This is a genomic window from Candidatus Baltobacteraceae bacterium (genome assembly GCA_035502855.1).
Classification (GTDB): Bacteria; Vulcanimicrobiota; Vulcanimicrobiia; order Vulcanimicrobiales; family Vulcanimicrobiaceae; genus Aquilonibacter.
On sequence record DATJTX010000004.1, the window covers coordinates 41,044 to 63,917 of the forward strand.

Sequence of the window (22,874 nt, forward strand, 5' to 3'; positions counted from 1 at the left end):
GTTAACGCAATCGCTTTACCACCGCCAAACCAAGCGCGGGGAAGTAGGCCGCATGTTTGAAATCGTACCCATCCCTTCTCATTCGCCGTATCACCACGTCATTGATCTTCTTCTCTTCGGCCGGACCGAGACGTGTCTGGGCCCCGTTATAAACCCGAGTCTTGACCTGCTTCGCGGACCAAAGCACGGCATAATCTGCGCTATCTATATCGGCCGGGAAGAACTGCAAGGTGCGACTACGATACAGGAATGGCATGCCGGACTCGGTCGTGGATACGATGACATTTCTTGGAACAGCGGCATCGATCTCATCGGCCTCCGCGCGTCCCTCCACACCCTTCTCGCCGAAATAGGTACTCATCGCTCCTGGGAGCTGCTCGAAGAGGCTTTCACGGATATTGGCCGGCTGGATGCTGATCGGATCGTATGCCGCCCAATTAATCATGCTAATAAATAGAATTAGCCCGACGATTCCAATATAGAAAGGCACTCGCCGTCGCTGTAGCGCGGCCCTTCGAAACAGTCCCCCATAGCCAAGAAGCGCGGCCCAGATCAGCGCTGGGAAATAATATGACGAGTAATGCGTCGACCACCCTATTTTCTCGCCACCGCCGATACTTCCAATGAGATTCGGCAGCATCATCACCGCAGCTATTGCAGCCATCCGCGGTGCGAAGAGGGACAACAAAAGCAGCGGCGAGTTGACCAATAAGAACAGCTCCGTCTTCTGGGCGAAAGGCGGATATCGAAACTCAGAAAAAAGATTCTTTATGCTTATCGGAAGGTAGTGCGAATAGTATACGTCTACGAGCACGAATTTGACCAGGATCACGGCATAGCCGACCAGGCACAACCCCAGTATCAGCATGGGAACTCGTTTCGCCGCGAGCTGCTTCCAATACAAAACAACGAAAGCGAGAAGAAATATCCCCGCCATCAATGCGCCCCGCTCGTTCGTCACGGCGCACAGCACACCCATGAAAGCCAGCGCAGCCATCGGCACTTTATCGCGAGACGCCAAATACATGAAGATAAGGCCGAAAAGAACGAACAGTCTGTCGGGATAAAACTGACCCCACAGTACCGGCTGCCACCAGGCGGGGTGCGAAGCGACGAGCAGACAAAAAAGGCACGCGCCAAGAATAGAGACGTTCCTTTGTCGAAGTGCAACGTATGCTATCAGCAAAACACCGGCGAAGGTTATGGCAAACAGCGCCATCAACAGGATCTTGGCGGGAACAACCTTTGCAAACAGTGATATGGGGTACAGCACGTAATACGCGTGACCGTGTAGTATGTTGTCCGTCATTGGGGACGGTACGTTGAGCGAGCTCTTTGCCAGTTCGTCGGCAGTCATCTTGAGATAACCACTCTGGAACAAATAAGCGACGGTGGCCCCAAACGTTTGGCTTGTTGCGACGCCCTTGCTTGCGAGATTCTCGGTCGCCTGGAAGAACGCCGCCGAGTCCCCCTCGAGCGCATTCACGTCAAGTACCTTGTAGCTCGTGAGGATCATGGTGATCATTACAAAGATCCCTAGAGCAACCAGATACTCGCGCCGGCCCGCTTGAACCCTCATGCGTACAGAAGCCCCCAAAGGTCTGACGTCAACTCCGATTCGACCGCGGATGATCTTCGCCGATCAAAAAGAACTACGGTCGAACTACGATGAAATTCGAAGGAGCGTACCGATTCGAACCCATCACAGCAGAGCGCGGATTGCGCTCGCCTAAGGCCGCACTCCTGCGGGGGTGTTTCGTAGGGCGCATCAGTACATCGAGGAATGCTCCTCCTCGGGAGCCCCGCGAGGGGACTGCTCCCGTCAATACGGCGACCGATCCAGGCCATCGGGGTACGGCCCCTTCACAAAGCCACGGGCTAAGGCTTTAGGAACGGCTCTTCGGATGACCGACCTCGTCGAACTTGTGAGGCCAACTCTGCTGCGTGCGTCGGTGTTTGGCGCGAGATGAAGTGCGTGGCGGTGACCGGCGCGAGTGGATTCGTGGGTGGCCATCTCATACAGACTTTCGCCGGCGCAGGCTGGCGAATCGACGCGCTCGCCCGACGCGAGACCCCGGCACTTGCACGCATGGGAATCACCGTCCGTCCCTACGGGTTGGAGGCCCCCGCGGTGCCCGACCTCAGCGGGGTCGATGTACTGATTCATTGCGCGTACGGTGGGAGAGGCGCTGACATCTCGGCCGCAAAGCGCCTCTTTGAGCAGGCCCGGCGTAGCGGCGTGGCCTCGATCGTGTTCGTCTCGTCCCTTCTCGCAAGTGAAACCGGGTCTTCGCGATATGCAAAAGAGAAGTTCGCGATCGAGACAATGCTCGATCCAGCGCGGGACATCGTGCTGCGCCCCGGACTCATCATCGGAGGCGGCGGCCTATTCGAGGCCATGACGCGTTCAATCAGCCGGTTCCCAGTGGCGCCGCTAACCGAAGGTGAGCGCCCGGTCTACACGATCGCGATTGACGACCTGACCGCAGCAACGTTCGACATCATCAGTGAAGGTGCTGCCGGCGTCTATCTGCTTGCCGCATCGCGCCCAACGACGCTGCGCGCGCTCTACGGTGAGATAGGGCGGCGAGCGGGAAAACGCGTGACGATCGTCAGCCTGCCGTATAGCGCACTTCTCGCCACGGCGCTGATCGCCGAGCGGCTTGGGCTGCACGTCCCGGTGACGGCGGAGAACCTTCGCGGCCTGCGGAACCTCAGGACCTTTGAGATTCCGGAATATCCTATTGTGAAAAGGCGATTCCGATCATTACACGAGGACGGCCTCACCTGTTCGACACACTGAAACCGCCAAACGCCGAAATCGAACGGCTCGCGTTGCATGAAACCGATCCGACATGTGCGCGCGCCTTTGAACCGATAACGCCTGGGCCGATCGCGGCGCTTCTTGTGTTCGCGCTCGTTGTGCTTGCCGGAATCGTGATGTTGCCGTTTCGGCTGATTACAAACGCACGCCAATCGAGAGATCGTGGCGGACGCTGACGTCATCGTCATCGGCTCTGGTCCATCGGGCGCGCACGCCGCAAAGCAAGCTCATGACGCCGGTATTCGGGTCGTGATGCTCGATTACGGAAACGATGCGCCCGAAGCACGTAACGCGATTCCCGAAGGTACGTTCGCTGAGCTGCGCCGGCGCGATCGCGGCCAGCGCGCGTATTTTCTCGGCACGGGTTTCAGCGAAGAACTTGAGCGGAACGACCGGCTCGGCGCCCATTTCACGGCTCCGCGCGCATTCGTGAGCGCCGACTCGGCGAGACTTCTTCCCGTAGCCTCCGCAACGTTCTCGCCGGTGCAGAGCCTCGCGCTTGGCGGACTCGGCGCGGGCTGGGGCGCCGGTGCGCCCACCTTCGAGCGCTTCGAACTCGAAGCCGTCGGCCTTGCGCCCGAGACGATCAGCCGCTATTACGACGACGTCGTCGAGGACATCGGGGTTAGCGCGGCGCGTGAGGACGATACCGCCGAATCCGTGGTCGCCAGCGCGCTCGTACAGCCGCCGTCCGATGTCGACAGCAACGCGTGCTCGTTGCTCGACGCCTATCGCGTGCGCCGCGACACGCTGCGCGATCGCGGCTTCGCCCTGGGACGCGCGCCGCTCGCACTTCTCACGCGTCCAATCATGCGCGGGGGTCTCGAACGTTTCGCGAATCCGTACAACGACATGGATTTTTACGGCGATGCCCGCCGATCGGTTTACCGCCCGCGGTACACCGTAGAGGAACTTCGTTCGAGCGATCGCTTCCGCTACATCGGGGGCGTTCTCGTCCAGAGGTTCGAGGAAAACGAGCACGGCGTGCGGGTCGTGTTCGTCGACCGCAATGGCGACCGCGGCTCGATCACCGGCCGCACTCTGCTGCTCGCCGCCGGCGCATTGAATACCGCGCGTATCGTGTTGCGCTCCCGTAATCTAAGCGGCGTCAAGCTCCCGCTCTTGTGCAACACGATGTCGTTCGTTGCTTGCGTCAACCGCCGAATGTTCGGTCGTCCCGCTCGCGATCGGCGTCACAGCCTTGCTCAACTGATGGCGGTCTACACGCCGCCGCACCGCGGTGGCGATCGCGTCGTCGGAGCGTTCTACTCGTACCGGTCGCTGCTCAATTACCGGTTGGTCAAAGACATGCCGCTGCCGGTCCCACTCGGACTTCTGGCGACGCGGCTCTTGCTAACGTCACTGACGATCGTCGGCGTGCATCATCCGGAACGGCCCTCAGCGGATAAGTGGATATCGCTGAGGCCCGGCACCGACATCCTCGACGCACAGTATGAGGTTTCTGCCGACGAACGCTCAGCGATCGCGCACGACCTGGCGGGATTCGAGGGCTGCCTCCGCGATCTCGGCTGCGTCAAGCTCGGTCAATTTCCGACCCCCGCCGGCTCGAGCATCCACTATGCCGGGACGATTCCGAGCCGCAACGACCGGGCACCGCTGCAGTCCGAGGGAAGCGGAAGGCTGCGCGGTTGCGAGCGTGTCTTCCTCGCGGACTCTTCGACGTGGAACGCGTTGCCCGCCAAAGGCCTCACATTGACGCTCATGGCCAACGCACGACGCGTGGCGTCTGAAGCCGTGGCGGCGTTACGCGCCGGATCGATCACGTAGCCGCGATCTTTCGAATTCGGATGTGCCAGTGCAGAGCGCACAGTCGCGCCCAGCCTTGTGTGGCTCCGTCGACCGCAGCTATCAGCGGCGCGATTCGATTCGGAACAAAGTTACGTCGCGTTACGCCGCCCGACACGAGGTACGCTAACCAAGGGAGCGGCTCGATACTCTCTATCCGCAGCGTTGGAAACCGCTGCTCGAAGACCGCGCGATCCCGTGTAAACACAATCCAGGAGAGTGCCTGATTTGCGCCTCCCTGCGGTTGACTAGTGTCCAGCTTCCACTGCCGGGCGCTTTCATCGTACGCCTCGGGATGAAACTTGCCGAAGAGTATTTTTGCGAGCGTGCTGCGTGCTACGTCGATCATGCTAATGACGCCGCCTGGAACAAGCACACGGTCAGCTTCCTCGAGGAACTGCGAAACATCCGGGATGTGGTGAAACACGTGTGTCAGTAAAATTGCGCGCAGGGAGGCATCGCCAAAGGGCAGTGAATGCGCATCGACCACCATGTCGGAATGGCCTTCCACGATATCTGAAGTGATGACCGAGGCGTCGACAGTCTTCACGTATCCCGAGCCGCTTCCAATCTCCAGGATTGCGCCGTCGCTGCCGATGGGAACAGTCGCCGCATCACCCAACATCATTCGGTACCATGATTCGTATGTTCGCTTTACGAGAGGACGCGACGCAATTAGCACACGTTGTTGCTCAAACCACTCCGTGGAACCGATGGCAGCGCGAGCGAGACTGGGGTCGCTAAAGAGAAACTCGCGCTGCTTCACTGTTTCCTTGACCGCGATTCGGGCCAGGTCACTCGATGAACTTTGAGTTCGTGTTGGGTTCGGGGCGAGAATTGCACGTCATACATCAGCGCATTGAGAAGTAGCTGGAACCCCATCAAGAACGGTAATACCGCTAACATGACCGTCCCGGTTGCTCGCGGCACGTTCGTTATGATGCTTTGAACCCACTCAAAGCCGCCGAATATCAGGCCGAAAAGCGCCAGCAGCGTACCAACGACGAAATAAATCGTTCCGAGGTTTACGTCGAAGATGAAATATTGGAGCAGTATGCGCTTTGCGAGTGCGCGCACGAGCCGCGGCGGGAACTCGAATATTACGCGCGTCAGCGACAGCGAGCTTGGAGCCGACGTGTAAATCGTCGGCATCTCGAGTTCGGCGATCGGAAGGCGCTTCAGTCCGAGCTCGCACAGAACGGAAAGTTCGAAGAAGTACGAGTTGCCGAACGAGCGCCAATCCAGCACTTGCAAAACCGGCGCTTTGAACGCCACGTATCCGTTTGTCGGATCGATGATGTTCCAATAGCCCGAAGCCCACTTCGCCATGAGCGACAGGATCGCGTTTCCAAGGAAGCGCACCTTCGGCATTTTCCGCAGCGCGCCTGAATCGAAAAAGCGGTTTCCCTTGACGTACGCCAGAGACGGATTTTCGAGAAAGAGCTCACGGATGTCTCCAATGAACGCCGCGTCCATCTGTCCGTCAGCATCAAGTTTTACGATGACGTCCGCGCCGCGCTGCAGCGCGGCATCGATCCCACTTTTGGTTGCCGCGCCCACCCCGCCATTGCGCGAGCGAAGGACAACGTGCACGCGCGCGTCATCGCCGTACGCGGCGGCGACCGCCGCACCCGAACCTTCGGGACACGCATCGTCGACGACGATCACCTCATCGGCGTAGAGCAGCGCTTGCTGCACGACTTCGACGACGGTCCGCGCGGCACGATACGCCGGGATGACGCAAGACACGCGTAAACCGGCGCCCTCGATAGGCTCCGATGCGAATGACGCCTGCTCCCGGCCCTCGGTTATCATTGCGGTAAAGAACCTCTACGGCAGGGCGAGCGTCGGCGCCTCTCGCCACCGAGGTGAGCGCTGATTCCCGCACGAGCGCGTACCGCGGATCGTTTCCCCACAGCGCGAGCACCGCGCCGGGAATCAGGACAACGCGCCACGCCGAAAAACGCGATCGCGTAAAGCGCGAACGCCGTCACCACCAGCACTCGTATCCAATTGATCGCACGTTCACGTCATCCGCATACTTAGCAGCTTTTCCTCAGAGTCCGCTAATGATTCGCACCGCGCGCACCAACGGCGCGATCTTCCGGTCGCCCGACAAGAAGGGCGACTCGCCTACCGGCGTCGATCATGCTATCATGGTGCTATCATGGCTCACATCATCGTGCGAAATCTCGACGAACGTGTCGAGACGTTTAGCCCGCCATCGGCGGCGGTACCATAAGAGCGGTACATATGGACCCACAAGATAAGGCCCGGCGTGAGTAAGCGACCGGGCCTTGCGTTTACAACCGCATTGCGCGACGCACGTCGGCCATCACCGACGCGGCGATCTCGCGCACGTGCGCGGTTCCCTGGTCGATGATGCGCTCGACCTGGGCGGGATCGGCGCGGTAAAGGGCGAGGCGTTCGCGCACCGGGCGCAGATACTCGTTGAGCTGGTCGGCGAAGTCGCTCTTGTCGGCCACGCACCCCAGCGCGCCGCTGCGGCATTCGGCCGCGATGCCGTCCACTTTGAGCGGATTGACGAATTTCCACAAGGCGAAGACCGGACACACTTCGGGGCGCCCGGGGTCTCCGCGCCGGATCTTCTGCGGGTCGGTGATCATGCCGCGCACTTTCGCCGTCGTGGCCGCGTCGTCGTCGGCAATCAGAATTGCGTTGTCGTACGACTTCGACATCTTGCGCCCGTCGGTGCCGGGGATTTCGGCGAATTCCGTCAGGGTGGGATGCGGTTCCACCAGCACCTGCGCGCCCTCGCCGTAGAGATAATTGAATCGCCGCACGACTTCGCGCCCGAACTCCAGGTGCGCGACCTGGTCGCGCCCGACCGGCACGCGTTCGCCGCGCACCACGGCAACGTCGCACAGCTGCAAGAGCGGATAGCCCAGAAAGCCGACGGTTGCGATCTGCGACCCCAGCGCTTCGATTTGCCCCTTGTAGGTCGGCACGCGCTCGAGCCACGAAACCGGCGTGATCATCGAGAGCAGTGTGTAGAGTTCCATGATCTCCGGCACCGCCGACTGCAGGTAGATCGTCGCTTTGTGGGCGTCGACGCCGGCGGCCAGCCACACCGCGACCATCTCGATGCGCGCGTCGCGAATCGCTTGCGGATCCTCGAACCCGGTCGTATACGCGTGCAGATCGGCGATTTCGAAGAACGCCTCGGCGGTCTCGCAGTAGGTCGCCCACTGCGTGAGCACGCCGACCAGGTGGCCGAGATGAAGGCCGCCGGTCGGACGCATTCCCGACATCACCCGCGGTTTGGCAAGGGTAGCGCTGGTCATGGGTTGGCTTGTGCGATTTTCTCACGCACGAAACCTCGCGCGAAGATCACCGCGTCGACGAGCGTCTCGCCCCCCGCGAGCGCGCAGGCCAGCGCCATCGCGAGCGTGCAGCCCGTTCCCCGCATCTCGCCGGCGATGCGTTCGCCCTCGAAAACTTCGACGCCCGCGGCGCTTGCGAGCACGTCGACCGGTGCGCCCGCGAGGTGCCCGCCCTTGAGCAGCACGCCCCGCGCGCCGCGCGCCTGCAACTGCGCGGCAGCATCCTCGAGGTTGGCGCGTTCGATGCGCAAACCGCCGAGCAGCACGCCGGCTTCGGCGAGATTCGGCGTCAGGATCGCGGTCGGCATCGGCAGCAGCCTATCGTGGATCGCGCGGATCGCGGCCTCGTCGGCGAATTCGCCGCCGCGGGTCGCCGCGAAGACCGGATCGACCACGACCGGAATGCCCGGAACGCGCACCGCCTCGGCCAGGGCGTAGACCGCTTCGGCCGATCCGGCCGCGCCGATTCGCACCGCGTCGACGCGATCCCACGGAATCGAGGCGAGCTCGGCTTCGATCACCGCGCGCGGCACCGGATGCAGCGCGTGCAAGCCATGCGCGTCCTGCGCGCTGACCGCGCACACGACGGTGAGGACCCGCACGCCCAGCTCCGCGCCGATGCGCAGATCGAGCCCCACGCCGGCGATGTTCCACGGGTGCGTCGTCCCGATCGAGAGCACCGTGGTCACTTCACCCACCCCAATCGCGCGTAGAGATCAAACCCCGCATCAACCAGCGCGGAGAGTTCGACCAGCAGCTCGCGCTCCGGCCGCACGAAGTTGAAGCACGACTTCCCGTGCAGATGCCGGCGCAGCGCATCGCTGATCCGCCCGAGCAATTCCGGATGCGAGTAGACCGGCAAGAGATGAAAGCTGACGTAGGCGCGGCGGATCTGCACGCCCCCGAACGGCATCGCGCGCTTGAACGCGGGCACGTACTCGCCGTCGAGCATGTAAAAGCTCGCCGTGTCCTGCGCCGCGTGCAGGCGCGGCGCGTACGGTTCGAGCAGCGCCCGCAGCACGCGAAACGTGCCTTCGAAATCACGCGCCGGCATTCCACGCTTCCACCAGCGCGCGCGCCGCGCGACGCGCATCGCTCGCACTCGCAAGCGCGGAGATGACCGCCGCCATCGCCACGCCGCTGCGGCACACTTCGCCGAGCTGCGCGGCGCCGATGCCGCCGATCGCGGCCACCGGATAGCGGCTCACCGCCGCCACGCGCCGCAAACCCTCGATGCCGATCGGTTCGCCTGCGTCGGCTTTGGAACCGGTCGCGTAGACCGACCCCACGCCGAGATAATCCGCGTCTTCTTCGCCGGCGCGCTCCGCTTCGGCAACGCTCCCGCAGGAAAGCCCGATCAACCGTTCGCCCAGCACCGCGCGCACCGGCGCGACCGCGGCAAACCCTTCATCGTCCGGCCCCAGATGCACGCCGTCGCAATCGAACGCCAGCGCCGCGCGCCAGTCGTCGTTGACGATCAAGAGCGCACCGAGCGCGCGCGTGCGCGCGCGCAACGTCTGCAATTGCGTCGCGTCGATACCGGATTTCGCGCGATATTGCACCACGCGCACGCCCGCGTCGAGCGCCGCCTGCGCCAGCGTGAGCGCGCGTTCGTCCGCGTTGACGATCGCGTAGATGCCGTGCAGGCGCGCCGCGCGTTCGGTGCGGGTCGGCGCTACGATCGGCGCTTCATCCGTCGCCACAGCACGAAATTCGCGACGAGATAGATGGCAAAGAGCACCGGAACACCGATCGCGATGAACATTTGGTGACGCTGAATCGCGAGCGGAACGATCAAGACGAAGCAGATCGCTGCGAACATCGCGACGGTCATGAAGCGAGTAAAGGGAATCATCGGTCGAGCAACAGATCGGAGAGGCGCAGCAATTCGGCCTCGCTGGAAAAGCGGAACTCGATCTTGCCGCCCTTGCCTCCGCGCACCAGCGCGACGTGCGTGCCGTACCGTTCGCGCAAGCGGGCTTCGAAGTCGGCTTCGTCGGGCGAGAGTTCGCGCAGGCGATCGGGCGGAAGCGCTTTTACCGCGCCGGCGATCCGCTCGAGCGCGCGCACCGAGAGCCCGTCTTTGATTGCGCGCTGGGCGAGCTTGAGCCGGTCCCCGGCCGGCGCGGCGAGCAGCGCGCGGCCGTGTCCGGCGGTGAGACGTCCGTCGGCGAGCATGGCTTTGATCGCATCCGGTAACGCGAGCAAACGCAGCGCGTTCGCGATCGCCGGGCGGCTCTTGCCCAGGCGCTGCGCCAGATCTTCCTGGGTGAAGCCGTACTCGTCCATCAGGCTCGAAAAGCCGGCCGCTTCTTCGATCGGATTGAGATTTTCGCGCTGCAGATTTTCGATGATTGCGACTTCGAGCGTGTCGCGATCGTCGGAGTCACGGACGATCGCCGGAATCGTGGGTCGTCCCAGCGCCGCGCACGCGCGCCAGCGCCGCTCGCCTGCGACCAGTTCGAAATTCTCGCCGCGCCGGCGCACGATGATCGGCACCAGCACGCCGTACTCGCCGATCGAGCTGCGCAGATCGTCCATCGCCGCGGCGTCGAAATGCTTGCGCGGCTGAAACGGATTGGGCGTGATGCGCGCAACCGGAATCTCGCGCAGCGTATCCTGTGCGATTGCCGACGTCGGCATCGGCGCGTCGCCGAGCAGCGCACCCAGACCCTTGCCCAAGCCGCGTTTGGGCTGACTCATACGGCTGCGTGCGCTCCGAGCAATTCTTTCGCCAGAGCGATATAGGCTTGCGCACCGCGGCTCTTCACGTCGAACAGAATCACCGGTTTGCCGAACGAGGGCGCTTCCGACAGGCGGATGTTGCGCGGAATCTGCGTCTTGAACATCTGCTCGGGGAAGAATTTTTCGAGCTCGTCGAGCACTTCGAGCGCGAGACGCGTGCGCCCGTCGAACATCGTTACCAGCACGCCGCTCACGTGCAGCGTCGGATTGAGCGCTTCGCGCACGCGGCGCACGACCGCGGTGAGCTGCGAGAGGCCTTCGAGTGCGTAGTATTCGGCCTGCACCGGAATGATGATCTCTTCGGCCGCGGTGAGCGCGTTGATCGTGAGCAATCCGAGCGACGGCGGACAGTCGATCAAGACGAAATCGTACCGCGTCGCGATCGGGAGCAGCGCTTGGCGCAGGCGGGTTTCGCGCGACAGCGCCGAGACCAGCTCGATTTCCGCGCCGGCCAAATTGATCGTTGCCGGAACGAGCGTGAGCGTGTCGATCTCGGTGCGCACCGCGACTTCGTCGACGTTGGCTTCTTGCAGCAGCACATTGTAGATGTCGCGCTGCATGCCGTGTTTTTCGATGCCGAATCCGGTCGTCGTGTTGCCTTGCGGATCGCAATCCACGACGAGAACGCGCCGGCCTTCAACAGCCAGCGCGGCACCGAGATTGACGGCTGTCGTGCTCTTGCCGACGCCGCCTTTTTGATTTACGAGGGCGATAATCCGACTCAACCGATGGCTCTGTCAAGAACGGCTAAGTGGCCGTCCAGGAGTGCGAGGAGGGTTTGGCGCTCGTTACGCCCGGGGTGGTCCGTGACCTGCTCGAACAACCACCGCAGCGCTGCGCCGACACGCGCATCGCCATGAAATCCGGGCGCTGCAAATCCGCGTGCAACCATCGCTGCGATCACGTCGTCGCCGTCGATCGCAAGGTCGGCTATCGAAAATGCAGGCTTGCGCTGCACTTCTTGCCAGACGCGCGCTTCGAAACGCTCGTTCGAATCGTCGCGTTTGGGCAGACCCGATCCGACGATGTCGGCACGGCGCACGGCAAACAGCCGCGCCAGCCGATCCGGTCCGATGCGCCGGATGAAGCGGCGGATCGCGGCGTCGCTCAAGTCGGGATCCTGGACGTACATGTGCTGGCGCACGAGCTGCTCGACCGTCTCGATCGTCTCGTTCGCAAACCGCAACCGGCGCAGCATCGCCGCCGCCATTTCGGCGCCGAGCTGCTCGTGGCGGTAGAAATGCGGCCCCTCCTTCGTCCGGGGCTTGCCGATATCGTGGAGCAAAGCAGCTAGGCGAAGCACGGCGTCGCCCGGCGGCGTCGCGTCCATCGTCGCCAGGTTGTGTTGCCAGACATCATAAGCATGCCACTCGTTCTGTTCTACGCCCACGCCCTCGAGGAGTTCCGGCCAAAACTGGGCCAGCACGCCGGTTTCCGCCAGGAGTTCCAGCCCTACCGAGGGCCGGGGAGCCAGCGCGAAGAGCTTTTGCAGCTCGTCGTGGATGCGTTCGGGCGCGACCGTGCGCACCAGCGGCGCGGCCGCTCGCATCGCCGCGATCGTGGCCGGCGTGGGCTCGTAGCCGAACCGCGCGGCGAACTGGGCGGCGCGCAGCATCCGCAGCGGGTCTTCTTCGAAGGCGGCCGGCGTGAGGATGTCGATCCGGCGGGCGGCGATATCGGCTTGGCCGCCGTAGGGGTCGACCAGCTCGGCGGAAGGGAGGGCGCGGGCGATCATGTTCATGCGGAAGTCGCGCCGGGCGAGGTCGTCCTCGAGGGGAATGTCGGGCCCGCTCTGGATCTCGAACTCGCGATGGCCATGCCCGGTCGAACGCTCGCGTCGGGGCAAGGCGACGTCGACCGTGAGCCCGCCGGTGGTCAGCTTGGCGACCGCAAAGGCGGCGCCGACCAGGTCGACCCGGCCGAGGGTTTCGAGGCGCGCGGTCAGCTCCTGGAGGGCGAGGCCGGTGACGACGTAGTCGAGGTCCTTGGCGGGCAGCTCGACGCCTTCGAGGTCCGCGCGGATCTCGTCGCGCACGCGCCCGCCGACCGCGTAGAGCGCTCCCGGTGCCAGGGCTTGCGCGAGCCGCGCGTCGAGCGGATGGGGCTGATACATCGCCTCCTATGGTACCAGCGTTCGAAAGCCGCCAGTTTCACGTGGAACACCGGCCAGTTTCACGTGGAACGCGTTTCGCGCGGATGTTACTGAGGCGAAGGGCTCGGGGTGACAAGGGAGCGTGCGCCGAACGTCATCGGCGGAATGAAGATCGGGCTCAGCTACGATCAAGGGGACCCGAAGTATCGCCTTTATGCAGGCGCGCTGCTTGCCGCATCCGAGCAGGCGAACATCGACGTTCAGCCGTTCTGGCTCGCCGGCGCCGACCGCGATACCGATCGCGCGGCGATCGAGACGATGGACGGCCTGATCCTCACCGGCGGCGCCGACGTCGAACCGCACCGCTACGGTTTCATCGACAGCGAGAACGTCTGCACCATCTACCCTGGGCGCGATGAGGTCGAGTGGGACATCCTCGATGCCGCCTTTGCCCGCCGCCTCCCGATGCTCGCTATCTGCCGCGGGATGCAGTTACTCAACGTTTACGCCGGCGGCACCCTCGTCCCCGACATCCCGGCCCTCGCGAATCACCAGCTCGACGACGAGCAGCGCCACCTCATTACCTGCGAACCCTACTCGGCGCTCTCGATTCTGGTGGGTGAAAGCGCCGGCGAAGTGACGTCCACCCACCATCAAGCCGTCGCGGCGGTGGGACGCGGCCTCCAAATTGCTGCCCGCCACGCCGACGGCACGATCGAAGCGATCGAATGGAGCCAGCCGATGCGAAAACCGTGGCTCGCCGCGGTACAGTGGCATCCCGAGCGGATGGGTTTGGACGAACCGTTTTCCGGCGCGCTCTTTCGGGGATTTCTGCAAGCCGTCGCGCTCACGCACGTTTAAAGGCAGAGCGGGCGCTTCTCGGGCACGCCGATCCGGCGCGGAAAGCGCGAAGGCGTGGCCGAGACCTTGCGCACCATGATCACGCGCCGCTCGCCCTCGAGCGACATCTCGCTCTCAACTTGACCGCCGAGCATCAGCGCCGCATCGCTGAGCGCGTGCCGCTCGCGTTCGTCGATCGAGCCGCGCTGCAGCACGGCCGCTCCGCCGATTGCCAGCAGCGGCAGGACCAGCTCGGCCACCGTCGGCGGGCTCGCCACCGCGCGAGCCGTGCCGGTCGCAAAGCGCTCGCGCAAGCGCTGGTCGTGCCCGGCCACCTCGGCCCGCTCGGCCACGACCGCGCCCTGCAGACCCAGTTCACGCAGCGTCGCCTCGAGAAAGCGCGCTTTTTTCACCGTCGTTTCGATCAGCGTGACCGGCACGCCGATCACGATCGCCAGCGGAATACCGGGCAGGCCGCCGCCCGAACCGACGTCGACCAGTGACTCGCGAACCAGCCCCGCGATGCTGAGGCTATCGAGGATGTGCGGTGCGAATTCCGCCGCCGTCTTCGCCCCGGTCAGGTTGAAGCGGCGATTTGCCTCAAGAACCGCTTCGCCGTACCGCGTGAGGCGATCGAGATGCTCGCTCGGAGCGCCGCCCGCCTCAAGAAGCGCGCGAAGGTCGCTCACGCTCGACGTAGAGCCCAACGATCGCGACATCGGCCGGCGTCACGCCGGGAATCCGGCTCGCCGCGCCGAGCGTGCGTGGACGCTGCGCGCTCAATTTCTCGCGTGCTTCTCGTGAGAGTGCCGAAATTTCGGCATAGTCAAAATTCACCGGAATCACGACGCGCTCGGTTTTGGCGGCGCGCTCGATAGCGAGTTCCTGGCGGCGCACGTAGCCGGCGACCTTGAGCTCGATCGCCAGGCGTTCGCCGATTTCCGGCGTCAGCGGCGGCTCGAACCGCTCGGCGACGTCCTCGTACGCGAGCGTCGGGCGACGCAGCGCGTCGGCCAGCGTCGCCCCCGCCTCGAACCGTTGATCCCGAATCCGTTCCGCCCGCACGCGCGTGCGTTCGGCACGCACGATCGCTTCGCGCAACGCCGCTTGCCGCTGCTCGAACGCATCCCAGTCCGCATCGTCAACGAGCCCGACGCGCCGGCCAACCGGCGTAAGCCGCGTGTCCGCATTGTCGTGACGCAGCAGCACCCGATGCTCGGCGCGCGAGGTGAACATGCGATAGGGTTCGTCGACGCCTTTGGTCACCAGATCGTCGATCAACACGCCGATGTACGCTTCGCTGCGCGCGAGGCGTAGCGGTTCGCGCCCGAGCGCGGCACGCGCCGCGTTGACGCCGGCAATCAATCCTTGCGCCGCCGCTTCCTCATATCCCGAGGTTCCGTTGATTTGTCCGCAGTGATACAAGCCGTCGATGCGGCGCGTTTCGAGCGTGTCATGCAACTGCGTCGGCGGCACCATGTCGTATTCCACCGCATAGCCGGCGCGCAGCATCACGCACTCTTCCAATCCAGGCAGCGTGTGCAGCATCTCGAGTTGAATCTCGGCCGGCAGCGACGTGGAAAATCCGCCGACGTAGAGCGTCGGCTCGTTCCACCCTTCGGGTTCGATGAAGAGCTGATGCGAAGGATTGTGCGCGAATTTCACCACTTTGTCTTCGATCGACGGACAGTAGCGCGGGCCGATCCCTTCGATCAAATCCAATCCGTAGAGCGGCGAATAGAGCAAGTTGTCGCGCACCAGCGTGTGCGTGCGCGCGTTGGTTTCGGTGATATAACACGGCACTTGCGGACCCGCGAATTCCTTTGCGCTCGTGTACGAAAACAACAGCGGCTGCGTACTCGGCGACTGCATCAACATCGCGTCGTAATCGACGCTCTGCTTGTCGATGCGCGGCGGCGTCCCGGTCTTCAATCGTTTGGTGGGAAAGCCGAGCCGGCGCAGCGCGTGCGCAAGTCCGATCGCGGGCGCTTCACCGAACCGCCCTTCGGCCTGCACCACGCTGCCGCGAAAAGTTTTACCGCCGAGAAACGTTCCGGTCGCGAGTACGACGCTGCGCGCAACGTAACGCGCGCCGTCCGCGCACGCGACGCCGCGCACCGCTTCCGCTTCCACGATCAGATCTTCGACCAGCCCCTGCACGATCGTCAGGCTCGGCTGGGCGCGCAACACCGCGAGCGCGAGGCGCGCGTAGGCGGGCTTGTCCATCTGCTGGCGCAGCGCGCGCACTGCCGGGCCCTTGCTCTCGTTCAGGAAGCGCGCATGCAGACTGCAGCGATCGGCCATCTTCGCCATCGCACCGCCGAGCGCGTCGATCTCGCGCACCAGCTGGCCTTTGGCGCTGCCGCCGATCGACGGATTGCACGGAAGCGTGCAGATTTTCTCCGGATCGCCGGTCACCAGCAGCGTCGGCACGCCCAGGCGCGCGGAAGCCAGGGCCGCTTCGACGCCCGCGTGACCTCCCCCGACGACGATGACACCGGCGTCATCACCACGCCTATTCACAATCTGGTAGTCTAGCAGATATGTCTAACGCTTACATCCGCGGCATCGCCGGCTTCGCGCTTGCCTTGGTCACCTTTTGGGGCACGCTGCTCGATCAGACGACAAATCAGCCGCTCACGGCCGTCCAGGTGAACGCCACCGGACCCAGCACCGCCCGCGCTTCAACCAATTCGCGCGGCAAGTTCACCCTGAACAATCTCAAGCCCGGACACTACACCATCACCGTGCAATCGAAAGACGTGCCGCCGCAGCAGTTCGACTACAAGATCACGCGCAGCACGACGCAAACGATCAAAGCCTGCAGCACCACGCTCGACTACCACTGCGCGGGTCCCGGCGGCGGCCCCGGCGGCGGCTAAGCCGGTCCGTGCACGTGCGAGCGTAAGCGGAACGAGAAGCCGATCATCAGCACGCCGAAGAGAATCGCGTACGCGCCGATCAGATAGATCACCGTCAGCACGCCGATCAGCGGATAGATGACGAGCAGCACCCCGAAGGCGACCGAGACGATGCCGCTGAGAATCAACAGCCATTCGCCCGGGATCATCTTGCGCAGTTGGAACGCGGCCACGATCTCGAGGATGCCGGTCAGCACCGCCCAGACCGCGATCGTGATATAGAGCGCGATCGCCGCGATCAGCGGATGGAAGAACACGATCGCCGCGATGATCAGGCCGATGACGCCCTCGATCGCGAATGCGATCCAGCGTTGGTGCGCCTCCGCCGCGCGAATCGCGGAGATCAAGGCGAAGATGCCGTCAACGAAGGCCCAGGCACCGAAGAGTATCACCAGCGCGAAGCCCGTGGCCCCGGGCCAAAAGAACGCCAATAGCCCGAAGATGACCGCGATGATGCCCCGGATCAGCAGTGCCCACCAGTTGCGCGCCAGAGCGTGAAGCATGTGCGATACTCCTATTTTCCGATGCAGAAGCGAGCAAAGACGCCGGTCAACACGTCGTCGGCTGCGACGTCTCCGGTGACGTGCCCGAGCGCAGCATAGGCCTCCTGCAAGTCGCCCACGATCAAATCGATCGGTTGCCCGCCGCGCAGCGTTTCGCCGGCGGCCTCGAGCGCGCGCAGCGCCGCGTTCACCGCGTCGAACTCCCGGGCCGAGGCCAGATGTGGGTGCTCGAGATCGGGAACTTCGCTGTTCCACCCCACCCGCGCCAGCGCCGCGCGCAGCAAGCGGATCGTTCCCGCTTCGTACACGCTGCCCGAAATCGCGTCCGGCACCGCCGCTTCGCGCGCGCCTGCCTCACCCAGGTCGGCCTTGTTGAAGAAGATGACGCGTTCGCGCGCGGCGGTCTGCGCCAGCAGCGCGCGCGCTTCGTCCGAAAGCGGAGCGGACCCATCGAGCACGAGGAGCGCGATGCGCGCCCCGGCGAGCGCACGCCGGGAACGCTCGATGCCCGCTGCTTCCAACCGGTCGGCGTGTTCACGAATGCCGGCGGTATCGACCAGCCGCACGCGCACGCCGTCGATCGCGATCGACTCCTCGATCGTATCGCGCGTGGTGCCGGCAATCTCCGAGACGATCGCACGCTCTTCACCCAGCAACGCGTTGAGGAGCGAGGACTTGCCCGCGTTCGCCGGCCCGACGATCGCGACGCTCACGCCCTCGCGTACCAGCCGTCCCACGTCGCCCTCGCGCTGCAAGCGCTGCAGTTGCGCGATCGTCGTATCGAGCACGTTCAGCATGCGCGTGCGATCCGGATCCGGAACCTCCTCGGGAAAATCGATCGCGCCGCTGCAATCCTCAACGATCGCGGCGAACTGCGCGCGCAGCGCGTTGATTTCGTTCGCAAGCCCGCCGCCGAGATTGGCGAGCGCCGCGCGTGCGGCCGAGCGCGTCTCCGCTTCGATCACGTCGGCGACCGCCGCGGCCGCGGGCAGATCCATTTTGCCGTGCATGAACGCGCGCTGTGTGAACTCGCCCGGGTTGGCCAGACGCGCTCCGAAAGCGAAGAGCGCGCGCAGCACCTCGCGCGCGATCACCGGCGAGCCGTGAATCTGCAGCTCGAGCGTATCCTCGCCGGTATAGCTGTGCGGTGCGGCGGCAAAGATCGCGACGCCGCGATCGATGAGCTCGCCGCCTTCGTCGACGATCGCGGTGTAGCAGGCGTAGTGTGGCTGTAGCGCAGCCGCCGGCACGATGCGCGCGGCAATTGCACGCACCTGCGGACCGCTTACGCGCACGATCGCGATCGCGCCTCGCCCGGGCGGCGTTGCCAGCGCCGCAACGGTCTCGTTCACGGCAGCGACCAGTCCTGCGTCTGACCGAAGTTGTAGAGCATGTTCGGTGCGAAGCCGTGCAGCGCCGGATTGATCGCTTCGAATTCGGTGCGATAGACCAGGAAAATCAGCGGCACCTGATTCGCGATGCGCGCTTGCATCAGCGCGAACTGCTTCGTGCGTACCGCCGGATCGAGCGTGCGCTGTTGGGCAGCAAACGCGGCGTCGTAGCGCGCATCGCACCAGCGCGCGACGTTCGGACCGTTCGGCGCGCGGTTGGCGCAGACCCAAGGCTCCGACGCTTCCGGATCGAGCCCGCCGTACCAGCCACCGATCTCCAGATCGAATTTCCCGTCGTAGAGAATGCCGCCGTTCGCGGGCGGCGCGTAGAGTAGGCTGGGCGTTGCGCCGTCGAGTGTTGCATCGACGCCGACCGCGCGCAGGTCGGCTTGGATCACCGTCGCCACCGTCTTATAGACGTTCTCCGAGAGGTTGAAGGTGATGCGCGCGCTGACGTGCCGGCCGCGCAGCAATGCACGCGCACGCGCCGGATCGAACGGCGGCGCGGCAATGGCGGCATCGTGTTCCGGAAAGAGCGGCGCGATCTCGGTCGTGGCGAGGGGACTGTAGCCATGATAAACCGTCCGCGCAATGCCCGCCCGGTCGATCGCGTACGATAGCGCGCGGCGCACGGCGAGATCGCGCAGATGTTCGGTTTGGAATTCGACGTCGTCGACTTCGTTGCGCGCAACCGCAACGACCGCAATCCCGGGCGCGGCCCGGGCGCGCGCCACCTGGTCATAGGTGATGTCGGTGAAGTCGATCGCATGCGCGAGCAGATCGACGTAGGCCGAGTTCTCGTCGGCGACCATCTTCACGATCACGCGCTGCAGCTTGGGCGGCTGCCAGGCGTAGGGATTGCGGCCGAAAACGACCGAGTCGCCGTGGTTCCACTGCGTCACGCGAAAGGGTCCGGTTCCGAACGGCTTTTCGTTCCACGCGGTCGCGTGCACGAGATCGGTGTCGTCGTGAAATGCGTGCGCCGGCAAGATGCCGTAAACGTAATCGGTTGCGGCAAAGAGTTCGTGCACCGCACCCGACCACGGATGCTTCAACCGAATGCGCACGGTGTAGGGATCGGGTGTCGTCAGCGAGGCGATGCGCCGGTAGGGCTCGGCCTCGGTGACCGGATTGCGTGGGTCGAGGATCGCGCGGTAAGTGAATGCGACGTCGCGCGACGTGAACGGCACGCCGTCGGCGAAGCGCACGCCGCGCCGCAGATGATAGGTGATCGTGAGGCCGTCGCGCGAGATGCCGCCGTTCGCCACGCTCGGCACCGCCGTGCACAGAATCGGAATCGCGCGGTTCTGCGGGCTGATGCCGACCAACGGCTGGGCGTAGAGTTGGGTGAGATCGATCAGGCGCTGCCCGAACGCGATCAGCGGATCGAGCGTGTAGATCGTGCCGAGATAGCCGATGCGCACATCGCCGGGCGTGCCCCATCCAGCGCCGGCGCGGGTGCACGCACACAACACCAGGAGCAGCAGCGCGAGTCGAGCGTTACGCGGCACCTTGGCGGAATCGTTCGATAGCCTGCAAGAGTCCTTGCGGATCGTCCGTTCCGAGCGTTACCCGGCGGCCGTCGGTCTTGGTGATCTCGACCGCCCGGAATCCGCCGACGTTCCAGAGCCAGCCGTGCCAGATCGTATAGTGAATCCCCCAGCCCTCGAGAAAATTCGTACTCGTGAGCTCCGCGCCGGCAATATCGCGCAGCGCAATCGCACCGGCGGGCCAACCCCATCCCATGTACCACGAAACCGCCTCGCCGTCGACGTGAATCGTGAGCCGCGCGAAGATCGCGAGGATTGCAACGATCGGAACCACCACCGCGATCGCGGGCGCTAGGGTTGCGATGCTCGGGCTGAGTCCCCACGCCACGACCAGCGGCAGCGCCGCCAGAAGAATGAACCACATCCAGCGGGCGTGTTGCGTGCGTTCATACATGAGATACGTCTACGTCGGGAAGATCACCACGCAGCGTTCGGGCTCTTCGCCCTCCGACTCGGTGCGAACGGCCGGATTGTCGGCGATCGCCAAATGCACGATCTTGCGTTCCGAGGGTAGCATCGGTTCGAGTTTGTGCGGCTTGCCGTCGCGTAATACGCGCTCGGCGCTGGCAATCGCGAGGTCGGTGAGCTGATCGGCGCGGCGCGCACGGTAGCCTTCGGCGTCGATCGTGTAGTAGCGCCGGTTGTTGCGCACGCCGGCGTTGATGATGTTGTTGAAGATCAGGTTCAGCGCTTCGAGCGTGTTGCCGTGGCGGCCGATCAGCATCGCCAGATCCGGCCCGGTGACTTCGAGATACTCGCCCTCTTTGCGCGGAATGTAGCCGATGTCGACGTGCTCCATCCCCATCTGATTCAAGATCGAAGCGAGCAGATCGCGCGCGGGCTTGGCGTCGTCGGGCAGCTCGTGCGTCGAGCGCTCGCGCGGCGTATGTTGGTATCCGCCCCCGCCGCGCCGGTTGCCGTATCCGCCGCCGCCGCCGCGGCGTCCACCGCCGCCGCCGCCGCTTCCGCCACGGCGTCCGCCGCCGCCGCCGCTCGCGCCGGTGCGTTCACCGGTGGTTTTTCCGGGAATCTGCCGGTCGCGAATGTTGGCCGGTTGTTCTTCGTATTCGTAATCGTCTTCGTACAGCATGACTTAGGATTTCGCGCCTTTCTTGTTCTTGCGCTTCGAGGCACCGTTGCCGCTCGTCAGCGCGGCCGGAGCCGCCGCGGCGGGCGGAATATTTTCGGTAATGACGTGGGTGCTATCGAGAAACGAGAGCGGTTCGTGGAAACGGCGCAGCATGTAAAGCTGCTGCCCCATTTGGAAGAGGTTGGAGCAGAGCCAATACAGTACCAGCGCCGACGGCCACGCATACTTGAAGCCGATGAAGAAGAGCATCGCCGGCGAGAGGAACGCCATCATCTTTTGCGTCTGCGCCTGCGATGGATCGGTTGCGGGCATCGTGCCGAATCGGATGCTCAAGTACATCGAGAGGCCGTAGAGCACGAGCAGAACCGCATCGGCCTGCGCGAGGCTCGGCGCGAAGAGCGCGACGCCGAAGATCTTCGGCGTGTGTGCCGCGAGCGCCGAACCGACCCACAGGAAGCTCGTGTGTGCGTACAGCTCCTTGTGCTGGATGACCATGTAGAACACGCTGATGAGGAACGGATACTGCACCAGCATCGGGAGACAACCGGCGAGCGGATTCACGCCCTCGCTCTTGTAGAGCGCCATCGTTTCCTGCTGTATTTTCTGGTTGTCGCCCTTGTACTTGGTCTGCAGCGCCTTGATCTTAGGCGCTACTTTCTGCATTGCCATCATCGAACTGAACTGCTTTGCATTGAGCGGCCAGAAGAAGACGCGCAGGATCAGCGCAAGCGTGACCAGGCTCAGGCCCAAATTGTGCAGCGGAATGTTGATCTCGTTGACCAGCCACGACATCCCGAAGACGATCGGATCCAGCCAGCCTGCCAGTAGGAGGTGCAAAAATTACCTTTCGATGGAACGCGGCACGCGATCGGGAACCTGGTCGACGCCGCCCGGGTGCCACGGATGGCAGCGCAGGACGCGCATCAGCGCGAGTGCGGTGCCGTGTAGGGCTCCGTGTTTCTGGATCGCCTCGGCCGCATACTGCGAGCAGCTCGGATAGAACCGGCAGCGCGGGCCGATCAGCGGCGAAACGAGCCGTTGGTAGAGCCGGATCGAGAACATCAGCAGCGTCCGCACGTCAATCCTATACCAATGCCCGCTCGAGTTCGTTTCGAAGCTGGGCGAAGGGCGCGGCGGCAGCCGTCGGCCGGGCGACCACCAGCATCCGGAGGCGCCGGCCGCGCAGGAGCTGCTGCAAAATCGCCGCCACGCGGCGGCGAACTTTGTTGCGGACGACCGCCTTGCCGACCGGCCTACCGACGGTGATGCCGACGACGGCGGTGCGGTCAGCCTTGTAGGGGTCGGCCCGGTAGACGGTGAGTGCGCCAAGCGAGAAGCGCCGGCCGCGTTGGCGCAGCCGGGAAAATTCCGCGGTGCGCCGCAGGCTGGCATAGGGCCGCATCAGACGCTGAGCCGGTGACGCCCCTTCTTGCGGCGACGCGCGAGAACCGCGCGGCCGTTCTTCGTACGCATCCGTTCGAGGAACCCGTGGACGCGCTTGCGGCGCCGGTTGTGCGGCTGGAACGTCCGCTTCATGGTCGACTCGTACTCCTAGGAAAAAATCGGCCGCCCTGCCGGCGGCACACAGCCCCTAAGTATAGGGGCGACCCGGGTCAGCCGTCAACAGCGCGAATCGCGCCAAGCTAGATCTTACCAGGGAGGGTATCGTCGCGCCAAAATGGGCCTTACCGGAGGGGGAGGGCGCTGGCGAAGCGCCGCCCATGGAAGCGAAGGCCTGCCGCGAGTATGCCAAAGAGATGCGCAGCCG

Annotated in this window: 26 protein-coding genes; 4 read left to right on the top strand and 22 right to left on the bottom strand. The window is 64.2% G+C overall.

The window, feature by feature from the left end; translation table 11 throughout:
* Nucleotide 1 precedes the first annotated feature (1 nt).
* Nucleotides 2-1,525: a hypothetical protein gene (locus tag VMF11_00970; GenBank protein ID HTU68864.1), complete on the bottom strand. Its 1,524-nt coding sequence runs from the start codon at nucleotides 1,523-1,525 to the stop codon at nucleotides 2-4.
* Between the two features lie 450 nt (nucleotides 1,526-1,975).
* Here VMF11_00970 and VMF11_00975 point away from each other — a divergent pair, with 450 nt between their 5' ends.
* Both VMF11_00975 and VMF11_00980 read left to right on the top strand, forming a co-directional pair.
* Entirely contained in the window at nucleotides 1,976-2,803 is an 828-nt protein-coding gene (locus tag VMF11_00975) for an NAD(P)H-binding protein (protein HTU68865.1), read from the top strand.
* A gap of 183 nt (nucleotides 2,804-2,986) precedes the next feature.
* On the top strand, nucleotides 2,987-4,612 hold the full coding sequence (locus VMF11_00980; GenBank protein HTU68866.1) for a hypothetical protein: 1,626 nt from the start codon (nucleotides 2,987-2,989) through the stop codon (nucleotides 4,610-4,612).
* Here VMF11_00980 and VMF11_00985 read toward each other — a convergent pair.
* The 10 genes from VMF11_00985 to VMF11_01030 form a co-directional block, all read right to left on the bottom strand.
* The gene (locus tag VMF11_00985) at nucleotides 4,605-5,396 is read right to left on the bottom strand and encodes a class I SAM-dependent methyltransferase (protein ID HTU68867.1); all 792 of its coding nucleotides are present in this window, start codon (nucleotides 5,394-5,396) and stop codon (nucleotides 4,605-4,607) included. The genes VMF11_00980 and VMF11_00985 overlap by 8 nt on opposite strands.
* Nucleotides 5,393-6,379, bottom strand: coding sequence for a glycosyltransferase family 2 protein (locus VMF11_00990; protein ID HTU68868.1), 987 nt, complete (start codon nucleotides 6,377-6,379; stop codon nucleotides 5,393-5,395). The genes VMF11_00985 and VMF11_00990 overlap by 4 nt, the downstream gene beginning before the upstream one ends.
* 554 nt (nucleotides 6,380-6,933) lie before the next feature.
* Complete coding sequence (gene trpS / locus VMF11_00995; GenBank protein HTU68869.1) at nucleotides 6,934-7,935, bottom strand: tryptophan--tRNA ligase; 1,002 nt, start codon at nucleotides 7,933-7,935, stop codon at nucleotides 6,934-6,936.
* Nucleotides 7,932-8,663: a bifunctional hydroxymethylpyrimidine kinase/phosphomethylpyrimidine kinase gene (locus VMF11_01000; protein HTU68870.1), complete on the bottom strand. Its 732-nt coding sequence runs from the start codon at nucleotides 8,661-8,663 to the stop codon at nucleotides 7,932-7,934. The genes trpS and VMF11_01000 overlap by 4 nt, the downstream gene beginning before the upstream one ends.
* Complete coding sequence (locus VMF11_01005) at nucleotides 8,660-9,028, bottom strand: hypothetical protein (protein HTU68871.1); 369 nt, start codon at nucleotides 9,026-9,028, stop codon at nucleotides 8,660-8,662. The genes VMF11_01000 and VMF11_01005 overlap by 4 nt, the downstream gene beginning before the upstream one ends.
* Nucleotides 9,015-9,677, bottom strand: coding sequence for a thiamine phosphate synthase (gene thiE / locus VMF11_01010; protein ID HTU68872.1), 663 nt, complete (start codon nucleotides 9,675-9,677; stop codon nucleotides 9,015-9,017). Before thiE ends, VMF11_01005 begins: the two co-directional genes overlap by 14 nt.
* Entirely contained in the window at nucleotides 9,650-9,829 is a 180-nt protein-coding gene (locus VMF11_01015) for a hypothetical protein (protein HTU68873.1), read from the bottom strand. Before VMF11_01015 ends, thiE begins: the two co-directional genes overlap by 28 nt.
* On the bottom strand, nucleotides 9,826-10,677 hold the full coding sequence (locus tag VMF11_01020; protein HTU68874.1) for a ParB/RepB/Spo0J family partition protein: 852 nt from the start codon (nucleotides 10,675-10,677) through the stop codon (nucleotides 9,826-9,828). The genes VMF11_01015 and VMF11_01020 overlap by 4 nt, the downstream gene beginning before the upstream one ends.
* The gene (locus tag VMF11_01025; GenBank protein ID HTU68875.1) at nucleotides 10,674-11,444 is read right to left on the bottom strand and encodes an AAA family ATPase; all 771 of its coding nucleotides are present in this window, start codon (nucleotides 11,442-11,444) and stop codon (nucleotides 10,674-10,676) included. The genes VMF11_01020 and VMF11_01025 overlap by 4 nt, the downstream gene beginning before the upstream one ends.
* Nucleotides 11,441-12,832: an HD domain-containing protein gene (locus VMF11_01030; GenBank protein ID HTU68876.1), complete on the bottom strand. Its 1,392-nt coding sequence runs from the start codon at nucleotides 12,830-12,832 to the stop codon at nucleotides 11,441-11,443. The genes VMF11_01025 and VMF11_01030 overlap by 4 nt, the downstream gene beginning before the upstream one ends.
* Before the next feature lie 108 nt (nucleotides 12,833-12,940).
* On the opposite strand from VMF11_01030, the gene VMF11_01035 reads away from it, so the two are divergent.
* A complete protein-coding gene (locus VMF11_01035; GenBank protein ID HTU68877.1) occupies nucleotides 12,941-13,672 on the top strand; it encodes a gamma-glutamyl-gamma-aminobutyrate hydrolase family protein in 732 nt (243 codons plus the stop codon).
* On the opposite strand, the gene rsmG is transcribed toward VMF11_01035, so the two are convergent.
* Both rsmG and mnmG read right to left on the bottom strand, forming a co-directional pair.
* Nucleotides 13,669-14,340 (bottom strand): 16S rRNA (guanine(527)-N(7))-methyltransferase RsmG, encoded by a 672-nt coding sequence (gene rsmG, locus VMF11_01040; protein ID HTU68878.1) that lies wholly within the window; start codon nucleotides 14,338-14,340, stop codon nucleotides 13,669-13,671. The genes VMF11_01035 and rsmG overlap by 4 nt on opposite strands.
* Nucleotides 14,315-16,174, bottom strand: a complete 1,860-nt coding sequence (gene mnmG / locus VMF11_01045) for a tRNA uridine-5-carboxymethylaminomethyl(34) synthesis enzyme MnmG (protein HTU68879.1) — start codon at nucleotides 16,172-16,174, stop codon at nucleotides 14,315-14,317. The genes rsmG and mnmG overlap by 26 nt, the downstream gene beginning before the upstream one ends.
* A 20-nt stretch (nucleotides 16,175-16,194) precedes the next feature.
* Between mnmG and VMF11_01050 the strand changes: the two genes are divergently transcribed.
* Nucleotides 16,195-16,533, top strand: a complete 339-nt coding sequence (locus tag VMF11_01050) for a carboxypeptidase regulatory-like domain-containing protein (protein ID HTU68880.1) — start codon at nucleotides 16,195-16,197, stop codon at nucleotides 16,531-16,533.
* On the opposite strand, the gene VMF11_01055 is transcribed toward VMF11_01050, so the two are convergent.
* Genes VMF11_01055 through rpmH form a run of 9 tightly spaced genes read right to left on the bottom strand, consistent with a single transcriptional unit; the run spans nucleotide 16,530 to nucleotide 22,642 of the window.
* Complete coding sequence (locus VMF11_01055; GenBank protein HTU68881.1) at nucleotides 16,530-17,075, bottom strand: HdeD family acid-resistance protein; 546 nt, start codon at nucleotides 17,073-17,075, stop codon at nucleotides 16,530-16,532. The two genes, VMF11_01050 and VMF11_01055, sit on opposite strands and share 4 nt — an antisense overlap.
* A gap of 11 nt (nucleotides 17,076-17,086) precedes the next feature.
* Entirely contained in the window at nucleotides 17,087-18,427 is a 1,341-nt protein-coding gene (gene mnmE, locus VMF11_01060; protein ID HTU68882.1) for a tRNA uridine-5-carboxymethylaminomethyl(34) synthesis GTPase MnmE, read from the bottom strand.
* Nucleotides 18,424-19,977, bottom strand: a complete 1,554-nt coding sequence (locus VMF11_01065; protein HTU68883.1) for a peptide ABC transporter substrate-binding protein — start codon at nucleotides 19,975-19,977, stop codon at nucleotides 18,424-18,426. Before VMF11_01065 ends, mnmE begins: the two co-directional genes overlap by 4 nt.
* Complete coding sequence (locus VMF11_01070) at nucleotides 19,967-20,410, bottom strand: hypothetical protein (protein HTU68884.1); 444 nt, start codon at nucleotides 20,408-20,410, stop codon at nucleotides 19,967-19,969. The genes VMF11_01065 and VMF11_01070 overlap by 11 nt, the downstream gene beginning before the upstream one ends.
* A 9-nt stretch (nucleotides 20,411-20,419) precedes the next feature.
* Nucleotides 20,420-21,106: a R3H domain-containing nucleic acid-binding protein gene (locus VMF11_01075; GenBank protein ID HTU68885.1), complete on the bottom strand. Its 687-nt coding sequence runs from the start codon at nucleotides 21,104-21,106 to the stop codon at nucleotides 20,420-20,422.
* 3 nt (nucleotides 21,107-21,109) lie between these two features.
* Nucleotides 21,110-21,943 carry a YidC/Oxa1 family membrane protein insertase gene (locus tag VMF11_01080; GenBank protein HTU68886.1) on the bottom strand — a complete coding sequence of 278 codons (834 nt, stop codon included), beginning with the start codon at nucleotides 21,941-21,943 and terminating at the stop codon, nucleotides 21,110-21,112.
* A gap of 3 nt (nucleotides 21,944-21,946) precedes the next feature.
* Nucleotides 21,947-22,168 carry a membrane protein insertion efficiency factor YidD gene (gene yidD / locus VMF11_01085; GenBank protein HTU68887.1) on the bottom strand — a complete coding sequence of 74 codons (222 nt, stop codon included), beginning with the start codon at nucleotides 22,166-22,168 and terminating at the stop codon, nucleotides 21,947-21,949.
* A gap of 22 nt (nucleotides 22,169-22,190) precedes the next feature.
* Nucleotides 22,191-22,508 (bottom strand): ribonuclease P protein component, encoded by a 318-nt coding sequence (rnpA, locus tag VMF11_01090; protein ID HTU68888.1) that lies wholly within the window; start codon nucleotides 22,506-22,508, stop codon nucleotides 22,191-22,193.
* A complete protein-coding gene (gene rpmH, locus VMF11_01095) occupies nucleotides 22,508-22,642 on the bottom strand; it encodes a 50S ribosomal protein L34 (protein ID HTU68889.1) in 135 nt (44 codons plus the stop codon). Before rpmH ends, rnpA begins: the two co-directional genes overlap by 1 nt.
* Nucleotides 22,643-22,874: the final 232 nt, after the last annotated feature.